The organism is Kitasatospora sp. NPDC043950 (assembly GCF_056435345.1).
The window spans coordinates 20,961-36,819 of the sequence record NZ_JBWKER010000067.1; the positions used below are offsets into that span (position 1 = coordinate 20,961).

Sequence of the window (15,859 nt, forward strand, 5' to 3'; positions counted from 1 at the left end):
CACTTCCGTCCAGCCGAAGTCCCTTCCACCGCCGCTGAGCGGCGACGAAGCTGGTGATCGCCGCCAGGGAGCACCGCTCAGGGCGGCACCGGAGAGCGCGTCACCGCGGGACGCGGCCACCGGATCCCACCCTCACGTCGCAGCAGGAGAGGACACCGTCATGCTCCGCACCGTCATGACCGAGGCCACCGCGGTCGCCACCCTCGCCGTCGCAGGCCGGGCCGCCGCCGCGGCTGCTTCTTAGCGCCTGTCCGGGGCTGACGGCCCCACCACCTCGCCCCGGCCCCGCCGGGCCCCATCGACCGGCTGCTCCTGCGGGGCGGCCGTCCCGCCGGGCCCGCTCCCGAGGCAGGCCGATCCGAGCGCCGTACCCCGGCCTCGCCGAGCGCCGCACCCCGCAGCGCCCCGCACCAGCGCGTCGAACCAGCGCGTCGAACCGCCGCCAGGCCGGCTGCTCCCGCAGGGCAGCCGACCGGAATCCGCGCGCCGCGTGAGCCGCCCGTCACCGTCGGGCCCCGAGCACCTCGAAGCCGGGCCCAGCCGCCAACCCCGTCCACCACGTCCGGAGGTCCGCCATGTCCGCCAACCGTTCGAAGCTCGCCAACGTCGCCCTCGCCGGGGCCCTCGCGCTCGGCGCGGTCGTCTCCACCGTGTCGCTGACCGCACCGGCACAGGCCGTCGGCACCTCGTCCGTCAACGGCCCGATCAGCCGCTCCGAGATCATCGCCCGGGCCCAGAACTGGGTCGACCAGGCGGTGCCGTACAGCCAGAGCCTCTGGCACAGCGACAGCAACGGCTCCTACCGGCAGGACTGCTCCGGCCTGGTCTCGATGGCCTGGCACCTCGGCTCCAGCCGGGTCACCTCCACCCTCGACGACATCTCCACCCAGCTCGGCAGCCTCGACGACCTGCAGCCCGGCGACATGATCGACAACATCAGCACGCACGTCGTGCTGTTCGCCGGCTGGACCGACGGCAGCCACAACACCGCCGTGGTCTACGAGGAGCCGCGGCCGGGCCTGACCGCCCGCAAGATCAACTACTCGCGCAGCTCCCTGATCAGCGGCGGCTTCAAGCCCTTCCGCTACGACAAGACCGTCGACAGCACCCCGCTGCCGCCGAAGCAGGGGGCCGTGGGCTGGGGCGCCCAGGTCGTGGTGAACGGTGGCGGCAACGTCTTCCACACCACCCGTTCCTCCAACGGGAGCTGGACCGGCTTCGGGAACGTGGAGAGCGTCGCGGGCGACATCGGCGGCGTCCAGTCCATCGCGGACGCCGGCATCAACGGCGACACCCACCTGCTCGCCGTCGGCGGCGACGGGAACATCTACCACACCATCCGTCACTCCGGCGGCAGCTGGGACCGCTTCACCGACATCGGCCCGCAGACCAACAGGCTGGGCAACGTCACCAAGGTCTCCGCGGTCTCGATCGGCGGCGACCTGCACGTCGTCGCCGTAGCCGACGGCAAGCTCTTCCACACCGCCCGGCTCGCGAACGGCACCTGGCTGCCGTTCGGCGACATCACCCCGGCGGGCGGCGCCGTGACCAGCGCCTCGGCCGCGAGCGTCAACGGCGAACTCCAGGTCGTGACGGTCTCGGGCGGCACGGTCTACCACGCCATCCGCGCCGTCAGCGGCTCCTGGTCGGCCTGGGGCAACGTCTACGACGCCGCCGGGAACGTCGGCCCCGCCCAGGACGTGGCAGTCGCCGGCACCGGATCCGACGCGCAGATCGTCGTGGTGAACAACAACGGCCAGCAGTTCCACGGCGCCCGCTACGGCAACGGCACGTGGCAGCCGTTCGCCGAGCTCGCCCCCGTGATCGGCTCGTTCACCGCCAACCGGGTCAGCGCCGCCAACATCGACGGCGAGTTCCAGGCCGTCTTCATCACCAACGACGACCGGATCATGCACACCATCCGCGACGGCTCCGGCAGCTGGGACCCGGCGGCCCCGATCCAGCTGAACGGCGTGAGCGGCAACCACTACGCCGTCTCCATCGGCGGCACCTACAACTGACCGTCCCCGCCCGCCGGTTCCACCCGCCGGCCCACCGCCGCCCCGCCGCGGTGGGCCGGCCCCCTCGCCGCCGCTCTCCTGCCGTCTCGCCGCTCGCCCCCGGCTCCGACCCGCGCGAGCCGTACCGCCCCTCCGAGAAGAGGTCACGATGTCCCGCGCCTCCCGCCGACCCCGCGCAGCCCTCCTCACGTTCACCGCCCTCGCCGCCCTGAGCCTGTCCACGGTGGCCGCCGGCTCGGCCCAGGCGGCCTCGGTGGCCACCTGGGACCGGGTGGCGCAGTGCGAGAGCAGCGGCGACTGGAGCTACTACAAGGCCGGCTGGCCGTACTACGGGGGCCTGCAGATCACGAAGAGCACCTGGGAGGCGTACGGCGGCACCCAGTACGCGCCGATGCCCCACCAGGCCACCAAGCAGCAGCAGATCCTGACGGCGGAGCGGATCCTTGCCGGCCAGGGCGCCGGGGCCTGGGCGGCGAAGTGCAACGGCGGTCTGAGCACCGACCACGCCAACCCGTACCCGTCGCCGACCGCGCCGGTGAGCAAGGCCGGCGACCTCTTCCACGCCACGCGCCTGGTGGACGGCAACTGGACGTCCTTCAGCCCGCTGGACGGCTACGCCGGCTCGGCCTTCTTCAACGGCTCGCAGGACGCCATCGCGGCGACCCCGGACGGCTCGACCCAGACGCTGGCCACCGGTGCCGACGGCAACCTGTACCACACGGCGCGCTACCCGAACGGATCCTGGACGGGCTGGGCGCCGCTGGACGGCTACGCCGGGTCGGCGCGGTTCGCGGCCCGGGCCGAGGCGATCGCCGGAATGCCGAACGGCGACACCCAGGTGATGGCGATCGGCAAGGACGGGAAGATCTACCACAACGCCCGCTACGCCTCGGGCGCCTGGCAGGGCTGGCTGCCGATCGGAGACTGGGGCGCGCAGAAGATCGCGGCCGCAGGACTGCCGGACGGCAGCATGCAGGTGCTGATCACCGGCAACGACGGCAACGTCTACCACAACGTCCGTTCCGCGAACGGCGCCTGGCAGGGCTGGAACGCCGTCGCGGGCGTCGGCGCCGCGACCTTCCAGGCGAAGGACGTCGCGATCGCCGGAATGCCGAACGGTGACACCCAACTGCTGGCGACCGGCAGCGACGGGAAGATCTACCACAGCGCCCGCTACGCGAGCGGCTCCTGGCAGGACTGGAACGTGGTCGACGGATACGCCGGCGCGGCGAGCTTCCAGTCCGGGAGCTTCGCGATCACCGGCATGCCGAACGGCGACGCCCAGCTGATCGCCGTGGGCAACGACGGCGTCGTCTACCACAACGCCCGCTACGCCTCGGGCAGTTGGCAGGGCTGGTGGAGCACCTCCTTCGGCGGGCAGAAGGTCGCCGTCGCCGGCCTGCCGGACGGCAGCGCCCAGATGGTCGTTTCCCGCAGCTGAGCACCGCCCCCGGCCCGGCGGGCAGCCGTCACCGCCCGCCCCGACGCCCCGTCGGAGCCCGGAGGGCGGCACGTCCGGCCCCGTTCTCGGCAAGATCGCGAAGCCGCCGCCCGGGCGCCGCCCGACCCGCTACACTGAGCCGGTAGCGGCTTGCCCTCGGGCCGGCCGCCCCCGGATCCGCTTACGGGATGCAGTCGCTCCCCGGCGGATCCTCGCCTCAGTGGGGCTTGCAGGAAACTCGTTCGTCGCAGGTCAGGTGCGCATGTGCGCAGGGCGCGAGAACGCCTGAGTGCTCACATGGGAACGCCTGGTGATTGTTCCCAGGTCGGCCGGAGGGTGGAGGGTTCGGCTGCCGGAGGGCTGCCTTGAGTTCTCTGGCGGCTTCTCAAGGCTTCGCTCGGGTGCCCCGTCTCGGTGGCTGCTCGCAGGTCCCGCGTTGATTTTGTGCGGGTGATCCGTGTTGTTGTCTTGCCTCCCGTGAGCGCCTCGTCGCTGCCTTGACATGTGACGGGCGAGTTCCCCTCCGGTTCGAACTCGGGGACTCGCGGTGGTGGGCCGCTGCGTTTCGCCGTGGCGCCGGGCATTCGTACCGCCCGGCGCTCCGGGAGGTGCTGGAGCGCTCGGTGAAGATCACGAGCAGAGATGCGGCAGGGATCCCGACGTTGACTGTCGGCGGCCGGGGGTGCCGGCCGGGCCCGCGGCGGCGGGCGGTGTGATCACCCTCGACGACCAGTGAGTGTTGGGGTGACTGAGGAGCCTTCGGGCGGGCTCGCCCGCGCAGCCGCAGCACGCCGCCCCAGCGTGGCGACGACGCGAGGGATTGTCGGCCGGTCGCCGGGTGCGGGCCGCAGTGTTCAGGGCGCTGGAGATCGTGGCGCCGGCCTGATGGACACTGCCATCTCCCCGGTGGTTGAACTCCGGACCCCGTCGACCACCTGACTCGGCACCAGCATGGACAGGTCTTCTGGACGATGTCGCCCTGGTGTTCCACTCGATACGAAGCGTGCGGGATGGCTTGATTCATTGGTCTCATGGGCAGGTTCTCGCCATTCCTACCGCAAGCTGCTCACTCTATGTGTAGGCGAACGATGGTCTGCCGTGTCGAGTGCGCTGTGGTTTGCCCGAGCAAAGACGGACAGAGGTGCCCTCGATGGGTCACCTTCCGTGATCATCTGTTACTTCCTTGTAAAAATAAGGTCTTTGTGCTTCGGCCATCTGCCCTGGAGGATCAACCGCACGGTCAGTTAGGCCATGCCTGACGCGGCTGCAAACAGATCGAGGCTCCGACGCTGGAACGCCGGAGCCTCGTCCTCGCCACGCTCCTAAGGGAAAAGGAAGAAACACATGGCGAAGTTCAGCAACCCCATAGCACGGGTCCGCTCCGTCGCGCCCAAGGCGGCCGCCGTCGCAGGCGTTTCAGCGCTCGCGCTTCTCGCTTTCATGCCGGCCGCGCAGGCGTCGTCCGGCACGAGCGGCAACGTGCTCGGATGCTACTCCACGTGGGGTAACACGGGAAGCAGCGGGCACTGCTACAACGTCGAGAAGGGCGGCACGTTCGAGCACTTCGCCGCATGCAACGTCGAGGTCGACAAGTATGCGTACCTCAGCATCTCGCAGGGCTCCACTGTCTCCAACTGGGGCCAGCTGAACTGCACTTGGAAGATCGACTACTCTAACATCGACTACCAGGGCTGAGTTCGGGCAGAGGTTCTGAGTGATCGTGGCATGCCTTGCATGCCGCCTGTGGCCGGGTGCCGGCGTCCCGTCGACGCCGGTACCCGGCCTGGACCGATGAGAGGCGACACGTGCAGGCCGTAGTGAAGGCATCCGGGCTGGGTCAGGGATACAGCCGGAAGCGGGTGCTAGCGGGGATGGACCTCCAAGTCAATGCCGGGGTCCTCGGTCTCCTGGGGCCGAACGGGGCGGGTAAGACGACACTGCTCCGCACGCTCGCGACCATTGTCCCTCCTGCGGAGGGAACCCTGGAGATCTGCGGGCAGCAGATCACGTCCGAGCGGACCGCACGGGCAGCACGTCGGAACATCGGCTACCTGCCGCAGGAGTTCGGCTACTACCCGGCCCACTCGGTCTACGATTTCGTGCGCTACTGCGCGTGGCTTCGAGAAGTCCCGTCCCGTGAGGCCCGTTCGGCGTCCCTGCAGGCCATCGAGGCCGTCGGGCTCGCGGATCGCGCCGGGACGAAGATGAAGTCACTCTCCGGCGGGATGCTCCGTCGCGCCGGAATCGCGTCGGCCCTGGTGGGCTCTCCCAAGCTGCTGCTTCTCGACGAACCCACCGTCGGTTTGGATCCGGCGCAGCGACTCGACTTCCGCCAGATGATCCGCAGCCTGGAGGGCATGGCGGTGATCCTGAGCACCCACCTGGTCGAGGACGTGGCTGCGATCTGCGACGTGGTCGCGGTCCTGGCCGACGGCCGGTTCGTCTTCCGTGGGTCGCCCACCGAGTTGATCAGCCAGGCCGCTCCGGAGGCAGTCGGCGACAGTCCGCTGGAGCGCGGCTACATGCACGTCCTCAACGGCCGGGGGGCGGCTGCCTGATGGGCGCTTTCTGGTTGGAAGTTCGTCGTTCGCCGCTTCGTTGGTGGTTCCCGTTCCTGGTGGTGGTGGATCTGGCGGTTCTCTTCGGCCGAGCCCGTTGGTGGATCGGCGAGTGGCCGCAGGCGAGTGTCGCGGCTCAGATCCCGGCGTTCTACTTCGGGCCCGCGCTGGCAGCGGTATCCGCCTGGACGGTGGGCCGCACTTCCAGGCACGGGCTCGTTGACCAGCTGGGTGCTTCCGCGCGTCCGCGTTGGCAGGCGGAGTGCGTGCAACTGGCGGCAACCCTCTGCTACGGGATCCTGGTCTATCTGGTCGGTGCGGTTGTAGCGGCGTCAGTGAGTTTCCCCTCTGCTGGACCGGGTTTTCTGTGGCCTGGGTATCTCCTGCTGGGGCTGAGCCTGCTGGTCATCTGCAGTGCGATCGGGCACCTGGTCGGATCGTGGGCGCGGTCACAGATCCTCGCGCCGGTTCTGACCGGGGTGGGGTGCCTGGCCGCGATCACCCTGCTCGGCTCGGGCAGCGGGTTCTTCGCCCTGGTCGGAGAGCCTTTCCTGTCCGTGCAGGTCGTGCCCATCCTGCTTCGGATTCTCCTCAGCCTGGCGGTGGCGTCCGCCGCGGTGATGGTATCCAGGTCCTCGGTCCCGGGCTTCCGGCAGAAGCGGAGGGCGCCGCGGGCACTGCAGGTTCTCGGTACATTGCTGGCCGTAATGGTCGCCGGTTTCGCCGTCGCCGCCGCAGGGCCGCTCACGTCACCCAGGACACCACCGAAGGCTGCCACCTGCTCGGACACCCAGCCCCGTATCTGCCTGTGGCCCGAGGACCGGAAGTACACGTCCCAGGCGGACGCGATGGCCAGGAACCTTGCCGCCCTGCCCGCCGGCCTGTTCGTCGTGCCCCCGGTGTTCTACGAGCGGGGACTGCGTCCGGGCCAGCAGCTCGAGGACTTCTACATCGGAGAGGGGTCGATGTGGGAAGCGGCCGAAAGCATTTCGATCAACATCATCACGGAGACTCTTCCGCGCGGCTGTCAGCCCAGGTCGCCCGCTGCGGCGCAGAAGTACTACACCGCCGCGTTTGAGCTCTCGACGTGGCTCAGCGTCCGTATGACAGGAGGCGGGCAGCCGGCGAGCGTCCGGGGTGGCCCCCCCGGAGTGGATCGGGCCGCAGTTGCTGTGGTCGCCACGCAGCCGGAGCCCACACAGACGGCGTGGGTTCGCGACCGCCTTTCCACCGTTCGGAACACCGACTGTGGCTGAGCGTTTCGACATGATCTGGCGATATCTGCGACTGCACCGTCTAGAGGTGGTCTGCCTCGGTCTCCTCGCCACCTGCACCACCAGCGCGGTAGTGGGATCCCTGGTAGCGGTGCTTCCATCCGGCGGCCCCAGCGGGACGGTCTCGATCCCGCTCCGCAGCTACCTCCCCCTGACATCGGCCGTTATCGCTGTCAGCAGTCGGCACAGTGCCATGGCAGACATGGAAGCGGCCGGATCGTACTGGCTGAAGCGTTCTGAGCTGCTTCACACTGCCGCGGTGGCGGCACTCGTGGTCGTACTCACCGGCGTTACGGAGCTGTTCGTCTCCACTCCGGAAGTGGCCGTGGTCCTTTCCCGCGCTGCTGTCATATGGGTCGGCCTGGCTGTGCTGTCGGGGCGGCTCTTCGGATGGTTGCTCTCCTGGATCCTGCCGGTCATCACCCTGTTTCCGCTGACCTATCTGGCCGAGGACGAGAACGGCGGTGATCGCTGGTGGGACTGGACCCAGCAGGAGGCGACGAGCTGGCCGTGCTGGGCACTGGCCGGGGTGAGCATGCTGATCGCCGCGTGCGCGATGGCGGCGACCTCGTGGCGAACTGCCGCACTCGCCGGACGAGTCCGAGGATTCCGGCAGGGCGGCTGAACAGGGCCGGAGCCCGGCACGCCGGTTGGTGTCCCGATGTCGGATCGCCGCCATTTCAGGAGATGCAGGACGTCGACGAGGTGAGCCACGCCGAACGGCTGGGCGTGGGCGTGATGTCGTGCGGCTCCTGATGATGACGCCCTTGCCGGACCTGTCCGCCGCGTCCTTGCCGACGCCGGCGGAGCAGTACTGCAGGGTGCCGATGGTGCGGGCGGTCACCGCCGCTGCTGGTCATCAGGGGGTGGGAACTCCCACTCGGGCGCTCTTGGGCCGACTGGCCGTTGCTCTGTCGAGCTTGGTGATCGTGACTTCGAACAGCCGACTCGGTCGGGTGATCCTCCGATCGGCCGGGCATGGAGGGGGGCCTCCCGCAGTGCGGTGCTACGGGGGCTGCCTTGAGTTCTCTGACAGCTTTTCAAGGCTTCGCTTGGCTACCCCGTCTCGGTGGCTGCTCGCAGATCGGGCGCTGATATTGGCCGAGTGAGCCGTGCTGTTGCCTTGTCCAAACGCCGCTTCAAGGACAGCGACCTGCGCACCGTGCCCCAGCGCCTGCACGACTGCGCGCACAACCCGGACCTCTGCCGCCTTGCCGCCACCCTGCCCGCACCCGGACCGGTCGGACGCCCCGCGCGCCACCCCGACTACGCCTACCTCTACTTCATCGCCGCCCGCAGCGTCCTCAACTCCGCCCGCAACGCCGCCGGCCACCTCCAGGACCCCGAGGTATGGGCCATCTTCCGCGAGGGCGTCGCCCACCACCTCGGCCACGACGAAGCCGACCGCCTGCCCGCAACCGGCCCCACCCGGGCTCAATGGCTCTATGCCCAGCACCGCCTCGCCGACCACGCCGAGAGCCTGTGGGCGGCCTACCACCCCCTCGCCCACCTCCACCCCGGAGGTGAGTCCGCCATCGCCGTCGAGGTCACCACTGACCTCATGGCCCAAGCCCCCGGTTGCATGGGCCTGCTATACGACGGAGCACTGCGCGGCATCCACCGCGACACCATCGCCCGCGCCGGCGGCCTGGTCGTCAACAAGCAGCACAAGGGCAACGCACCCGTCTACTACGAATCCCTCGCACCCGGCCGCTGCACCCACGAACTCTGGGCCAGCCAGGGCCGCATCCACGAGAAGACCCACTACGCCGACGGCACCACCCAGCTCGTCCCCGTCCCCATCACCAAACTCGAACACCGCGGCACCCGCACCCACCGCTGGTACCACCTCCTGCGCATCCCCTGCCGCACAGGCCCCCACGAGTACCGCGTCCCCGTCGCCACCATCACCCGCACCGGCGAACGCCCACCCGGCCAGAGCGACCAGGAACGCGGCTTCCACAGATACCCGACGCCACCCTCACCCACCAAGCCCTCTACGGGGGCCGCAACGACTCCGAATCCGGAAACGCCCAACTCGACGCATCACTCTGGAAACCGCCGCCTCATCTCCTACGGCGTCTGTGCCCAACGCCTCCTCACCCTCGGCTTCGTCCTCGCCCAGAACTCCACCAGCCGAGCCCTCCACACCACCCGCAGCGGACTCCGGCTCACCACCTGACCAATCCCGGACCGGCCAGTCCCACAACCTCCACGCCCGCCAGACCCCCGATCCGGTACTCTGTGGATCGAGCGTCCAGGCGGGCGCCTCACTACCCCCACCGGGGTGTGCGCAAGGCCCCGCCGATACGACGCTCACCGCCTTGTCCGAGGTCCACGCACCCGACTCGCTCAGCGAGTTCCGTGCAAGGTTTCAGACAAGCCCCGCCTCAGTAGCTCAGGGGATAGAGCACGGCTCTCCTAAAGCCGGTGTCGCAGGTTCGAATCCTGCCTGGGGCACCAGAGACGCGTGTGTCGCCGTAGGCCCCCCGCCCACCAGGGCGGGGGGCCTACGGCGTTTCCGGGGCCGGGCCGGGTCGGGGGCGGCGTACCTCTCGGGGAGGAGGGGGCGCGGTCGGCCGTCCGTCCTCGGAGTGATCATCGAGGAGACCTCGTGCTGACGGGCCGGGGCGGGTGCGGACCCTAGGCTCGGTGAGGCCCCTGCCAGTGCGTCGTGCCTGGTCAGGGCGGACGAGCCGGGGAGCGATGACGACGTACCGATACACCGTGGCCGAGCTGCGCGGGCAACTGCGGCAGCTGCTCCTGAGCGGGGCCGCGATCGCGCTGGGGGTGGCCTTCCTGATCGCCTCGGTCAGCGGCAGCGGGGCGCTGGTGGACTCCTTCAGCCAGACCGCGGCCGCCGAGGTCGGGCCCGGCGACGTGCAGGTGACCAGGACCGCCGCCGGCGGTGGGCTGGACGCCGCCGCCGAGCGGGCCCGGCGGACGGCCGGGGTGGCCGGGGTGGCGCCGCGACTGGTCGGCAAGGGATCGGTGCTGACGGCCGACGGGCGCCCGCTTGACCAGACCGCCGCGGTCAGCGCGGTCGCCGACGACCCGGCGCTGCGCTGGCAGTTGCTCACCGGCGGCCACTGGCCGGCCGGGCCCGGCGAGGTGCTGCTCGACGCCGACACCGCGCACCGGCTCGACGCCGCCCCCGGGGCCGAGGTGCGGCTGGCCCGGGCCGACGGCTCCGCCGCCACCGCCCGGCTGGCGGGCGTCCTGGACGGCCGGGGCGCGCCCAGCCTCGCCGGGCGCCCGATCGTCGGCGTCCCGGCCGGTGCGGTCGCCCAGTACGCGACCGGCGTCACCACCGCCCAGCTGGACGTCCGGGTCCGGCCGGACGCCTCGCGGGCCCGGACCGTCGAGGCGCTGCGCGCCGTCCTCGGCGACGGCGTCGAGGTGCGCACCCGAGACGCCTCCGTCACCGAGGCGACCCGGCAGAGCCGGACCCTCTACGGGGTGGTGCTGATCGCCGCGCTCTCCTTCGTGCTGATCGCGCTCGCGGTGGCGCGGATGGTGGTCGGCAACACCTTCACGGTGGTGCTGGCCCAGCGGACCCGCCAACTCGCCCTGCTGCGCTGCGTGGGCGCCGACCGGCGGCAGCTGCGCCGGCTGATCCGCCGCCAGGGGCTGCTGCTCGGGACGGGAGCCTCGGCGGCGGGCGTGCTGCTGGGGGTCGGCCTGTGCGCGGCGGGGACGGTGGTCGTCGGCACGCTCGACCTCGGCCCGGTGCACCTCTCGCTGGCGCCGGCCCCGCTGACCTGCGCGCTGGCCGGGCTGTTCGGCGTGCTGCTCACCCTGCTGGCCGTCCGCGGCCCGGCGAAGGCCGCGGCGGCGGTGCCGCCGGTGGCCGCGCTCGGCGGCACGCACGGGCCGGTCGGCGGGGCGGCCAAGGCCCGGGCGGCGGTGTGGACGGCGGTGCTGCTGTGCGCGGGGACGGCGCTGCTGGTGGCCGGCGCGGTGGCCCCGCCGCCGCTGTCGCTGCTCGCGGTCACCGTCGGCGCGATCGTCAGCTTCTTCGGCGTGCTGCGGCTCGCCGACCGGCTGCTGCCCGCCGTCGTCGGCGTGCTGGGCGGCCCGGCCCGGCGGCTCGGTGGGACGGCCGGGCGGCTCGCCACCCAGCAGCTGCGGCTCAACCCGGGCCGCACCGGGGCGACCGGCTCGGCGCTGCTGCTCGGCGTGACCGTGATGGTCGGCGCGGTCACCGCGCTGGAGATCACCTCCAAGTCCCTGGTGCCGGCGGTGTCCGCGCGCCAGCCCGGGGTCTTCTCGGCGGTCGTCACCGGGGGCGGCGCGCTGCCCGCCGGGGCGGTCACCGCGCTCGGTGCGCAGCGCGGGCTCGCCGTCACGCCGGTCCGCTCGGCCACCGTCGAACTCGACGGCCGGCCCACCCTGGTCGCGGCCGCCGACCTGGCCCGGCTCAACCCCTCGGCGGACGGCGTCGACCAGGCCGGGGCGCTCGCCGACGGCGCCGCGCTGAGCGGTCTCGGCGGCGGCGGGGTGCGCCGGGTTGGGGGTCCGGCGGGCGGGCTCGGCACCGACCTGCGGGTCGAACCCGGACGCAGCAGCCTGCCGTTCACCCTGCAGACCGGTGCGACGCTGCTGGTGACCCCCGCGACCCTGGACCGGCTCGCCCCCGGCGCGGCCGTCACCACGGTCTGGATCAGCCCGGGCGCGGGCGAGGACCGGTCGACCGCCCGCCGGGCGCTGGACCGGGCGCTCGCCGACCACCCGGAGGTGGCCGTCACCGACACCGGCGCGCAGGTGGAGACGCTGCGGCTGCTGCTGGACCGGATGACGACCGTCAGCATGGCCCTGCTGTCCTTCTCGGTCGCCATCGCCGGGCTCGGCGTCGCGGCCACCCTGATGCTCAGCGTCAGCGAACGCGCCCGCGAGATCGGCATGCTGCGCGCCATCGGGATGTCCCGGCGGCAGCTGCGCCGGATGCTCACCCTGGAGGCGGTGCTGCTGTCGCTGGCCGGGGCGTTGGTCGGCACCGGACTGGGCGTCGGCTACGGCTGGGCGGCCGCGCGTTCGCTCACCTCCACGGTGGGGACGGTCGGCGGCCCGCCGGTGGTGCTGGTGCTGGCCGCGCTCGGGCTGACCGTCCTGACCGGGCTCGCCGCCGCCGTCCTGCCAGCCCGTCGGGTCGGCCGGATGACCGTGGTGGACGCGATGCGGACCGCCTGACCGGCCAGCGCACCCGGCTCGGAGCGGCCGGGCCACCCCGCCTGCCCGGAGCGGCCGGGCACGGAGGTCGACCGGCTCAGGCCAGGGTGAAGAGGGCGCGCGGGGCGGCCGGGCGGGCGCCGGCGACGGCCAGGTCGGCGAGCATGGTCTCGGTCTCCCGGGTGGCGCGCAGGACGGCCGGGTCGAGGTCGACGACCACCAGTTCGCGCCGGTCCTCGCCGGCCTCGGCGAGCAGCCGGCCGTCCGGGGCCCACACCGCGCTGCCGCCGCAGGTGTGCCAACCGCCGGTGTGGCCGATGTGGTTGGCGAGCACCGTGTAGAGGGTGTTGTCGAGCGCGCGGGCGGGGAACCAGGTGCGGGACTCGTGGTGGCCGTGGCCCACGCTGAACAGCGCGCCGACCAGGTAGGCGTGGCAGCCGTCGAGTGCGGCGGCGCGGGCGTGCTCGGGGAAGCCCGAGTCGTAGCAGACGCCGAGGCCGAGCCGCCAGCCGTCCAGCTCCAGGGTGCAACCGGCCGCCCCGGGGCGGTAGTAGTCGCGTTCGGTCTTGAACAGGTGCTGCTTGTCGTAGCGGGTGACGAGGCCGCCGTCCGGGCCGAGGACGAAGGCGGAGACCCGCAGCTCGTCGCCCACCTGCGCGGCGGCGCCGACGATCGCGGCGGTGCCGGTCTCGCGGCAGGCCTCGGCGATCGGCGCGAGGCGCGGATCGCCGGGCTGGACGGCGTACTTGAGCGGGTCGGTGCGGATCAGCTCGGGCTCGTAGCCGGAGAGGAACTTCTCGGCGAACAGCACCAGGCGGGCGCCGGCCGCGGCGGCCTCGCGGATCAACTCGGCGGCCTGGGTGGCGTTGGCGGGTATGTCACCGGCCACGGCCTGGGCCTGGACGGTGGCGATCCGCAGCGGGCGCTCGGGGTGACGGACGGCGGCGGTGGGGACCGGGTCGTGGGACATGGCCGTCACGCTAGCGGACGGCTTCGGGCAGCCCCGGACGGCTTCGGACGGCCGCGCGTGGATGCCGACGGCCTCAGTGGACGGCCCCGTCCGGGTGGTCGGTGGCGGCGTCGCCCAGCGGGTCGGTGCCGCGCGGCGACCGGACCGACGGCACGGTGATCCGCTGGACCCTCGGCCGGGTACGCCAGTTGACCCGCCGTACGTCGCGGGCGAGCGCGCCCGGTCGCCAGAGTTCGACGACGGCCGTCACGGCGCCCAGCACGAATCCGGCGGCCAGCCAGCCGGCGACCACGTCGCTCGGCCAGTGGACCCCGAGGGCGATCCTGGTCCAGCCGATGGTCAGCACCGTCGCCGCCGCCACCGCGCAGGCGGCGATCCGCCCGCGTCGACGGACCCGGTACCAGACCAGGCCGACCAGCACCGCGCAGGTGATCGCCGAGGCCATGGCGTGCCCGGAGGGGAAGGCCGGGCCGCCGGCGTGCGAGACCGGGTCGGCGAAGGAGGGCCGTTGGCGGTCGACGGCCAGCTTCAGCGCCCACTGGCCGCCCCAGCCGACCAGGGTCTGGGCGGCCACCCAGCCGGCCAGGACCCGGGCGCCGATCAGCCACAGCCAGACGGCCGCGATGCCGAGCAGGGTGCGCATCGTGACCGTGCCGCCGATGTCGGAGAGCGTCTGCACCGAGGCGGTCCAGATCCGGTGCCGCCGGGCGAAGGTGTGCAGTTCGCCGATCCAGCTCTGGTCGAGCTGTTCCAGCGGATGCCAGTGTCGGGTCACCAGGGCGGCCAGGAGGCCGAACAGCGCGGCACAGACCACCGCGAGCGCCGAATCCCGCAAGAGGCGGCGGTGACGCGCAGTGACGGCGGTCGAGCTGTTGGTCAGGTGCATGGCTGACACCTTCCCAGTGTCCCGGGGCGATCAGGACCACGGGTGATAGCGATTCGGCATCGTTTGTGGGGAGAACCTGCGTGCGCCGGGGAGCGGGCGCCGGCGGAAGGCGGGGGCGCGCGGGAACGCGCGTGCCCGTTCGGGGGTTTCACCCTGTATGGCGGCCGGTGGGGCGGCGGGCGCGTGTGCGGGGCGTGACGGAAGCGTTCGGAAGCGGTAGTGGAAACGACACCGAAGGTGTTCGTCCGGTCACCGGGTGTCCATGGCCGGGGTGAAAACCAGCAGGGTACTGCATCGCGGGGAAGAATCTGAGTGACTTGGGAATGTTGTCCGGATTCTGTTCGTTGGATCGTTACGTGTGAGCCCCGGCGGGGCCCGCACTTCTTGCCCTCTCGGGGGGCAGGCAGGCAGACCTCGGCAATTCCAGCAAAGGGAGCAAGCATGGCCACCCGTGCCGTCGTTCGCGACAGGGCCGACCGGACTCGCGCGGCCCGCCCGACCAACCTTGAGGCCGACCGCGACCTGGTCGGTATGTACCTCGACGAGATCGCCAGGACACCCCTGCTCGATGCCGCCGAGGAGGTCGAGCTCTCACTGCGGATCGAGGCCGGCGTGTACGCCCAGCACCTGCTGGAGGAGGGCGTGTTCCCCGAGGGCGTGAAGCGCGAGGAACTGGAGGCGATAGCCGAGGACGCCGAGCGCGCCAAGGACGTCTTCATCCGCTCCAACCTCCGGCTCGTGGTGGCGGTCGCCCGCCGGTACCCGCGCAGTGGCCTTCCGCTGCTGGACCTCATCCAGGAGGGCAACGCCGGCTTGGTGCGCGCCGTCGAGAAGTTCGACTACGCCAAGGGCTTCAAGTTCTCCACCTACGCCACCTGGTGGATCCGGCAGGCGATCACCCGGTCGATCGCCGACCAGTCCCGCACCATCCGGCTGCCCGTGCACCTGGTCGAGGAGCTGGGGCGGATCCGGCGGGTGCAGCGGGAGAAGTCGAAGGAGCTGGGCCGCGAGGCCGAGCCGGCCGAGATCGCGGCCGAGCTGGACACCACCGAGGCCCGGATCAAGGACGTGCTGGACTGGGCCCGCGACCCGGTCAGCCTCAACATGGCGGTCGACGACGAGGGCGAGACCCAGTTCGGCGACCTGGTCGAGGACACCGGGGCGACGTCCCCCGAGGACGCCGTGATGGTGATGCTCCGCCGCGAGGAGTTGGACGGCCTGATCGGGCGGCTGGACGACCGCACGGCCTCGATCATCCGCTCCCGCTACGGGATGGAGGACGGCCGCGAGCGCACCCTCACCGAGGTGGGCAAGCAGCACGGCCTCACCCGCGAGCGGATCCGCCAGATCGAGAAGCACGCGCTGGCCGAGCTGAAGAAGATCGCCGACCACGCGGGCTTCGAGGCCGCCTGAGAACCCGAGCCAACTGCCTGCGGCTCCATCCCGCCCCGGGGGGGGGGGGGGGGGGGGGGGGGGGGGGGGGGGGGGGGGGGGGGGGGGGGGGGGGGGGGGGGGGGGGGGGGGGGGGGGGGGGGGGGGG

General features: G+C 71.9%; 11 protein-coding genes and 1 tRNA gene. 10 read left to right on the forward strand and 2 right to left on the reverse strand.

Annotation, left to right across the window (positions count from 1 at the left end; all coding sequences use genetic code 11):
* Positions 1-575: 575 nt before the first annotated feature.
* The 9 genes from AC07BF_RS32850 to AC07BF_RS32890 all read left to right on the forward strand — a co-directional run bounded on the left by AC07BF_RS32850 (position 576) and on the right by AC07BF_RS32890 (position 12,484).
* Positions 576-2,021: a hypothetical protein gene (locus AC07BF_RS32850; protein ID WP_478334311.1), complete on the forward strand. Its 1,446-nt coding sequence runs from the start codon at positions 576-578 to the stop codon at positions 2,019-2,021.
* A 148-nt stretch (positions 2,022-2,169) separates the two neighbouring features.
* On the forward strand, positions 2,170-3,462 hold the full coding sequence (locus AC07BF_RS32855; RefSeq protein WP_400988707.1) for a transglycosylase family protein: 1,293 nt from the start codon (positions 2,170-2,172) through the stop codon (positions 3,460-3,462).
* Between the two features lie 1,344 nt (positions 3,463-4,806).
* Positions 4,807-5,157 (forward strand): hypothetical protein, encoded by a 351-nt coding sequence (locus AC07BF_RS32860; RefSeq protein ID WP_478334312.1) that lies wholly within the window; start codon positions 4,807-4,809, stop codon positions 5,155-5,157.
* 176 nt (positions 5,158-5,333) lie between these two features.
* Positions 5,334-6,020, forward strand: coding sequence for an ATP-binding cassette domain-containing protein (locus AC07BF_RS32865; protein ID WP_478334313.1), 687 nt, complete (start codon positions 5,334-5,336; stop codon positions 6,018-6,020).
* Positions 6,020-7,276 carry a hypothetical protein gene (locus AC07BF_RS32870; protein ID WP_478334314.1) on the forward strand — a complete coding sequence of 419 codons (1,257 nt, stop codon included), beginning with the start codon at positions 6,020-6,022 and terminating at the stop codon, positions 7,274-7,276. Before AC07BF_RS32865 ends, AC07BF_RS32870 begins: the two co-directional genes overlap by 1 nt.
* The gene (locus AC07BF_RS32875) at positions 7,269-7,919 is read left to right on the forward strand and encodes a hypothetical protein (RefSeq protein WP_478334315.1); all 651 of its coding nucleotides are present in this window, start codon (positions 7,269-7,271) and stop codon (positions 7,917-7,919) included. The genes AC07BF_RS32870 and AC07BF_RS32875 overlap by 8 nt, the downstream gene beginning before the upstream one ends.
* Before the next feature lie 480 nt (positions 7,920-8,399).
* Entirely contained in the window at positions 8,400-9,476 is a 1,077-nt protein-coding gene (locus tag AC07BF_RS32880; RefSeq protein ID WP_478334316.1) for a hypothetical protein, read from the forward strand.
* A gap of 205 nt (positions 9,477-9,681) precedes the next feature.
* Positions 9,682-9,757, forward strand: a tRNA-Arg gene (locus AC07BF_RS32885).
* A 243-nt stretch (positions 9,758-10,000) separates the two neighbouring features.
* A complete protein-coding gene (locus AC07BF_RS32890; RefSeq protein WP_478334317.1) occupies positions 10,001-12,484 on the forward strand; it encodes an ABC transporter permease in 2,484 nt (827 codons plus the stop codon).
* Between the two features lie 76 nt (positions 12,485-12,560).
* Here the strand turns inward: AC07BF_RS32890 and AC07BF_RS32895 are convergent, their stop codons facing one another.
* Both AC07BF_RS32895 and AC07BF_RS32900 read right to left on the reverse strand, forming a co-directional pair.
* The gene (locus AC07BF_RS32895) at positions 12,561-13,433 is read right to left on the reverse strand and encodes a carbon-nitrogen hydrolase family protein (protein WP_478334318.1); all 873 of its coding nucleotides are present in this window, start codon (positions 13,431-13,433) and stop codon (positions 12,561-12,563) included.
* 73 nt (positions 13,434-13,506) lie between these two features.
* Positions 13,507-14,319, reverse strand: coding sequence for a phosphatase PAP2 family protein (locus AC07BF_RS32900; RefSeq protein ID WP_363585363.1), 813 nt, complete (start codon positions 14,317-14,319; stop codon positions 13,507-13,509).
* Between the two features lie 441 nt (positions 14,320-14,760).
* Here AC07BF_RS32900 and AC07BF_RS32905 point away from each other — a divergent pair, with 441 nt between their 5' ends.
* The gene (locus tag AC07BF_RS32905) at positions 14,761-15,732 is read left to right on the forward strand and encodes a sigma-70 family RNA polymerase sigma factor (protein WP_363585362.1); all 972 of its coding nucleotides are present in this window, start codon (positions 14,761-14,763) and stop codon (positions 15,730-15,732) included.
* Positions 15,733-15,859 lie beyond the last annotated feature (127 nt).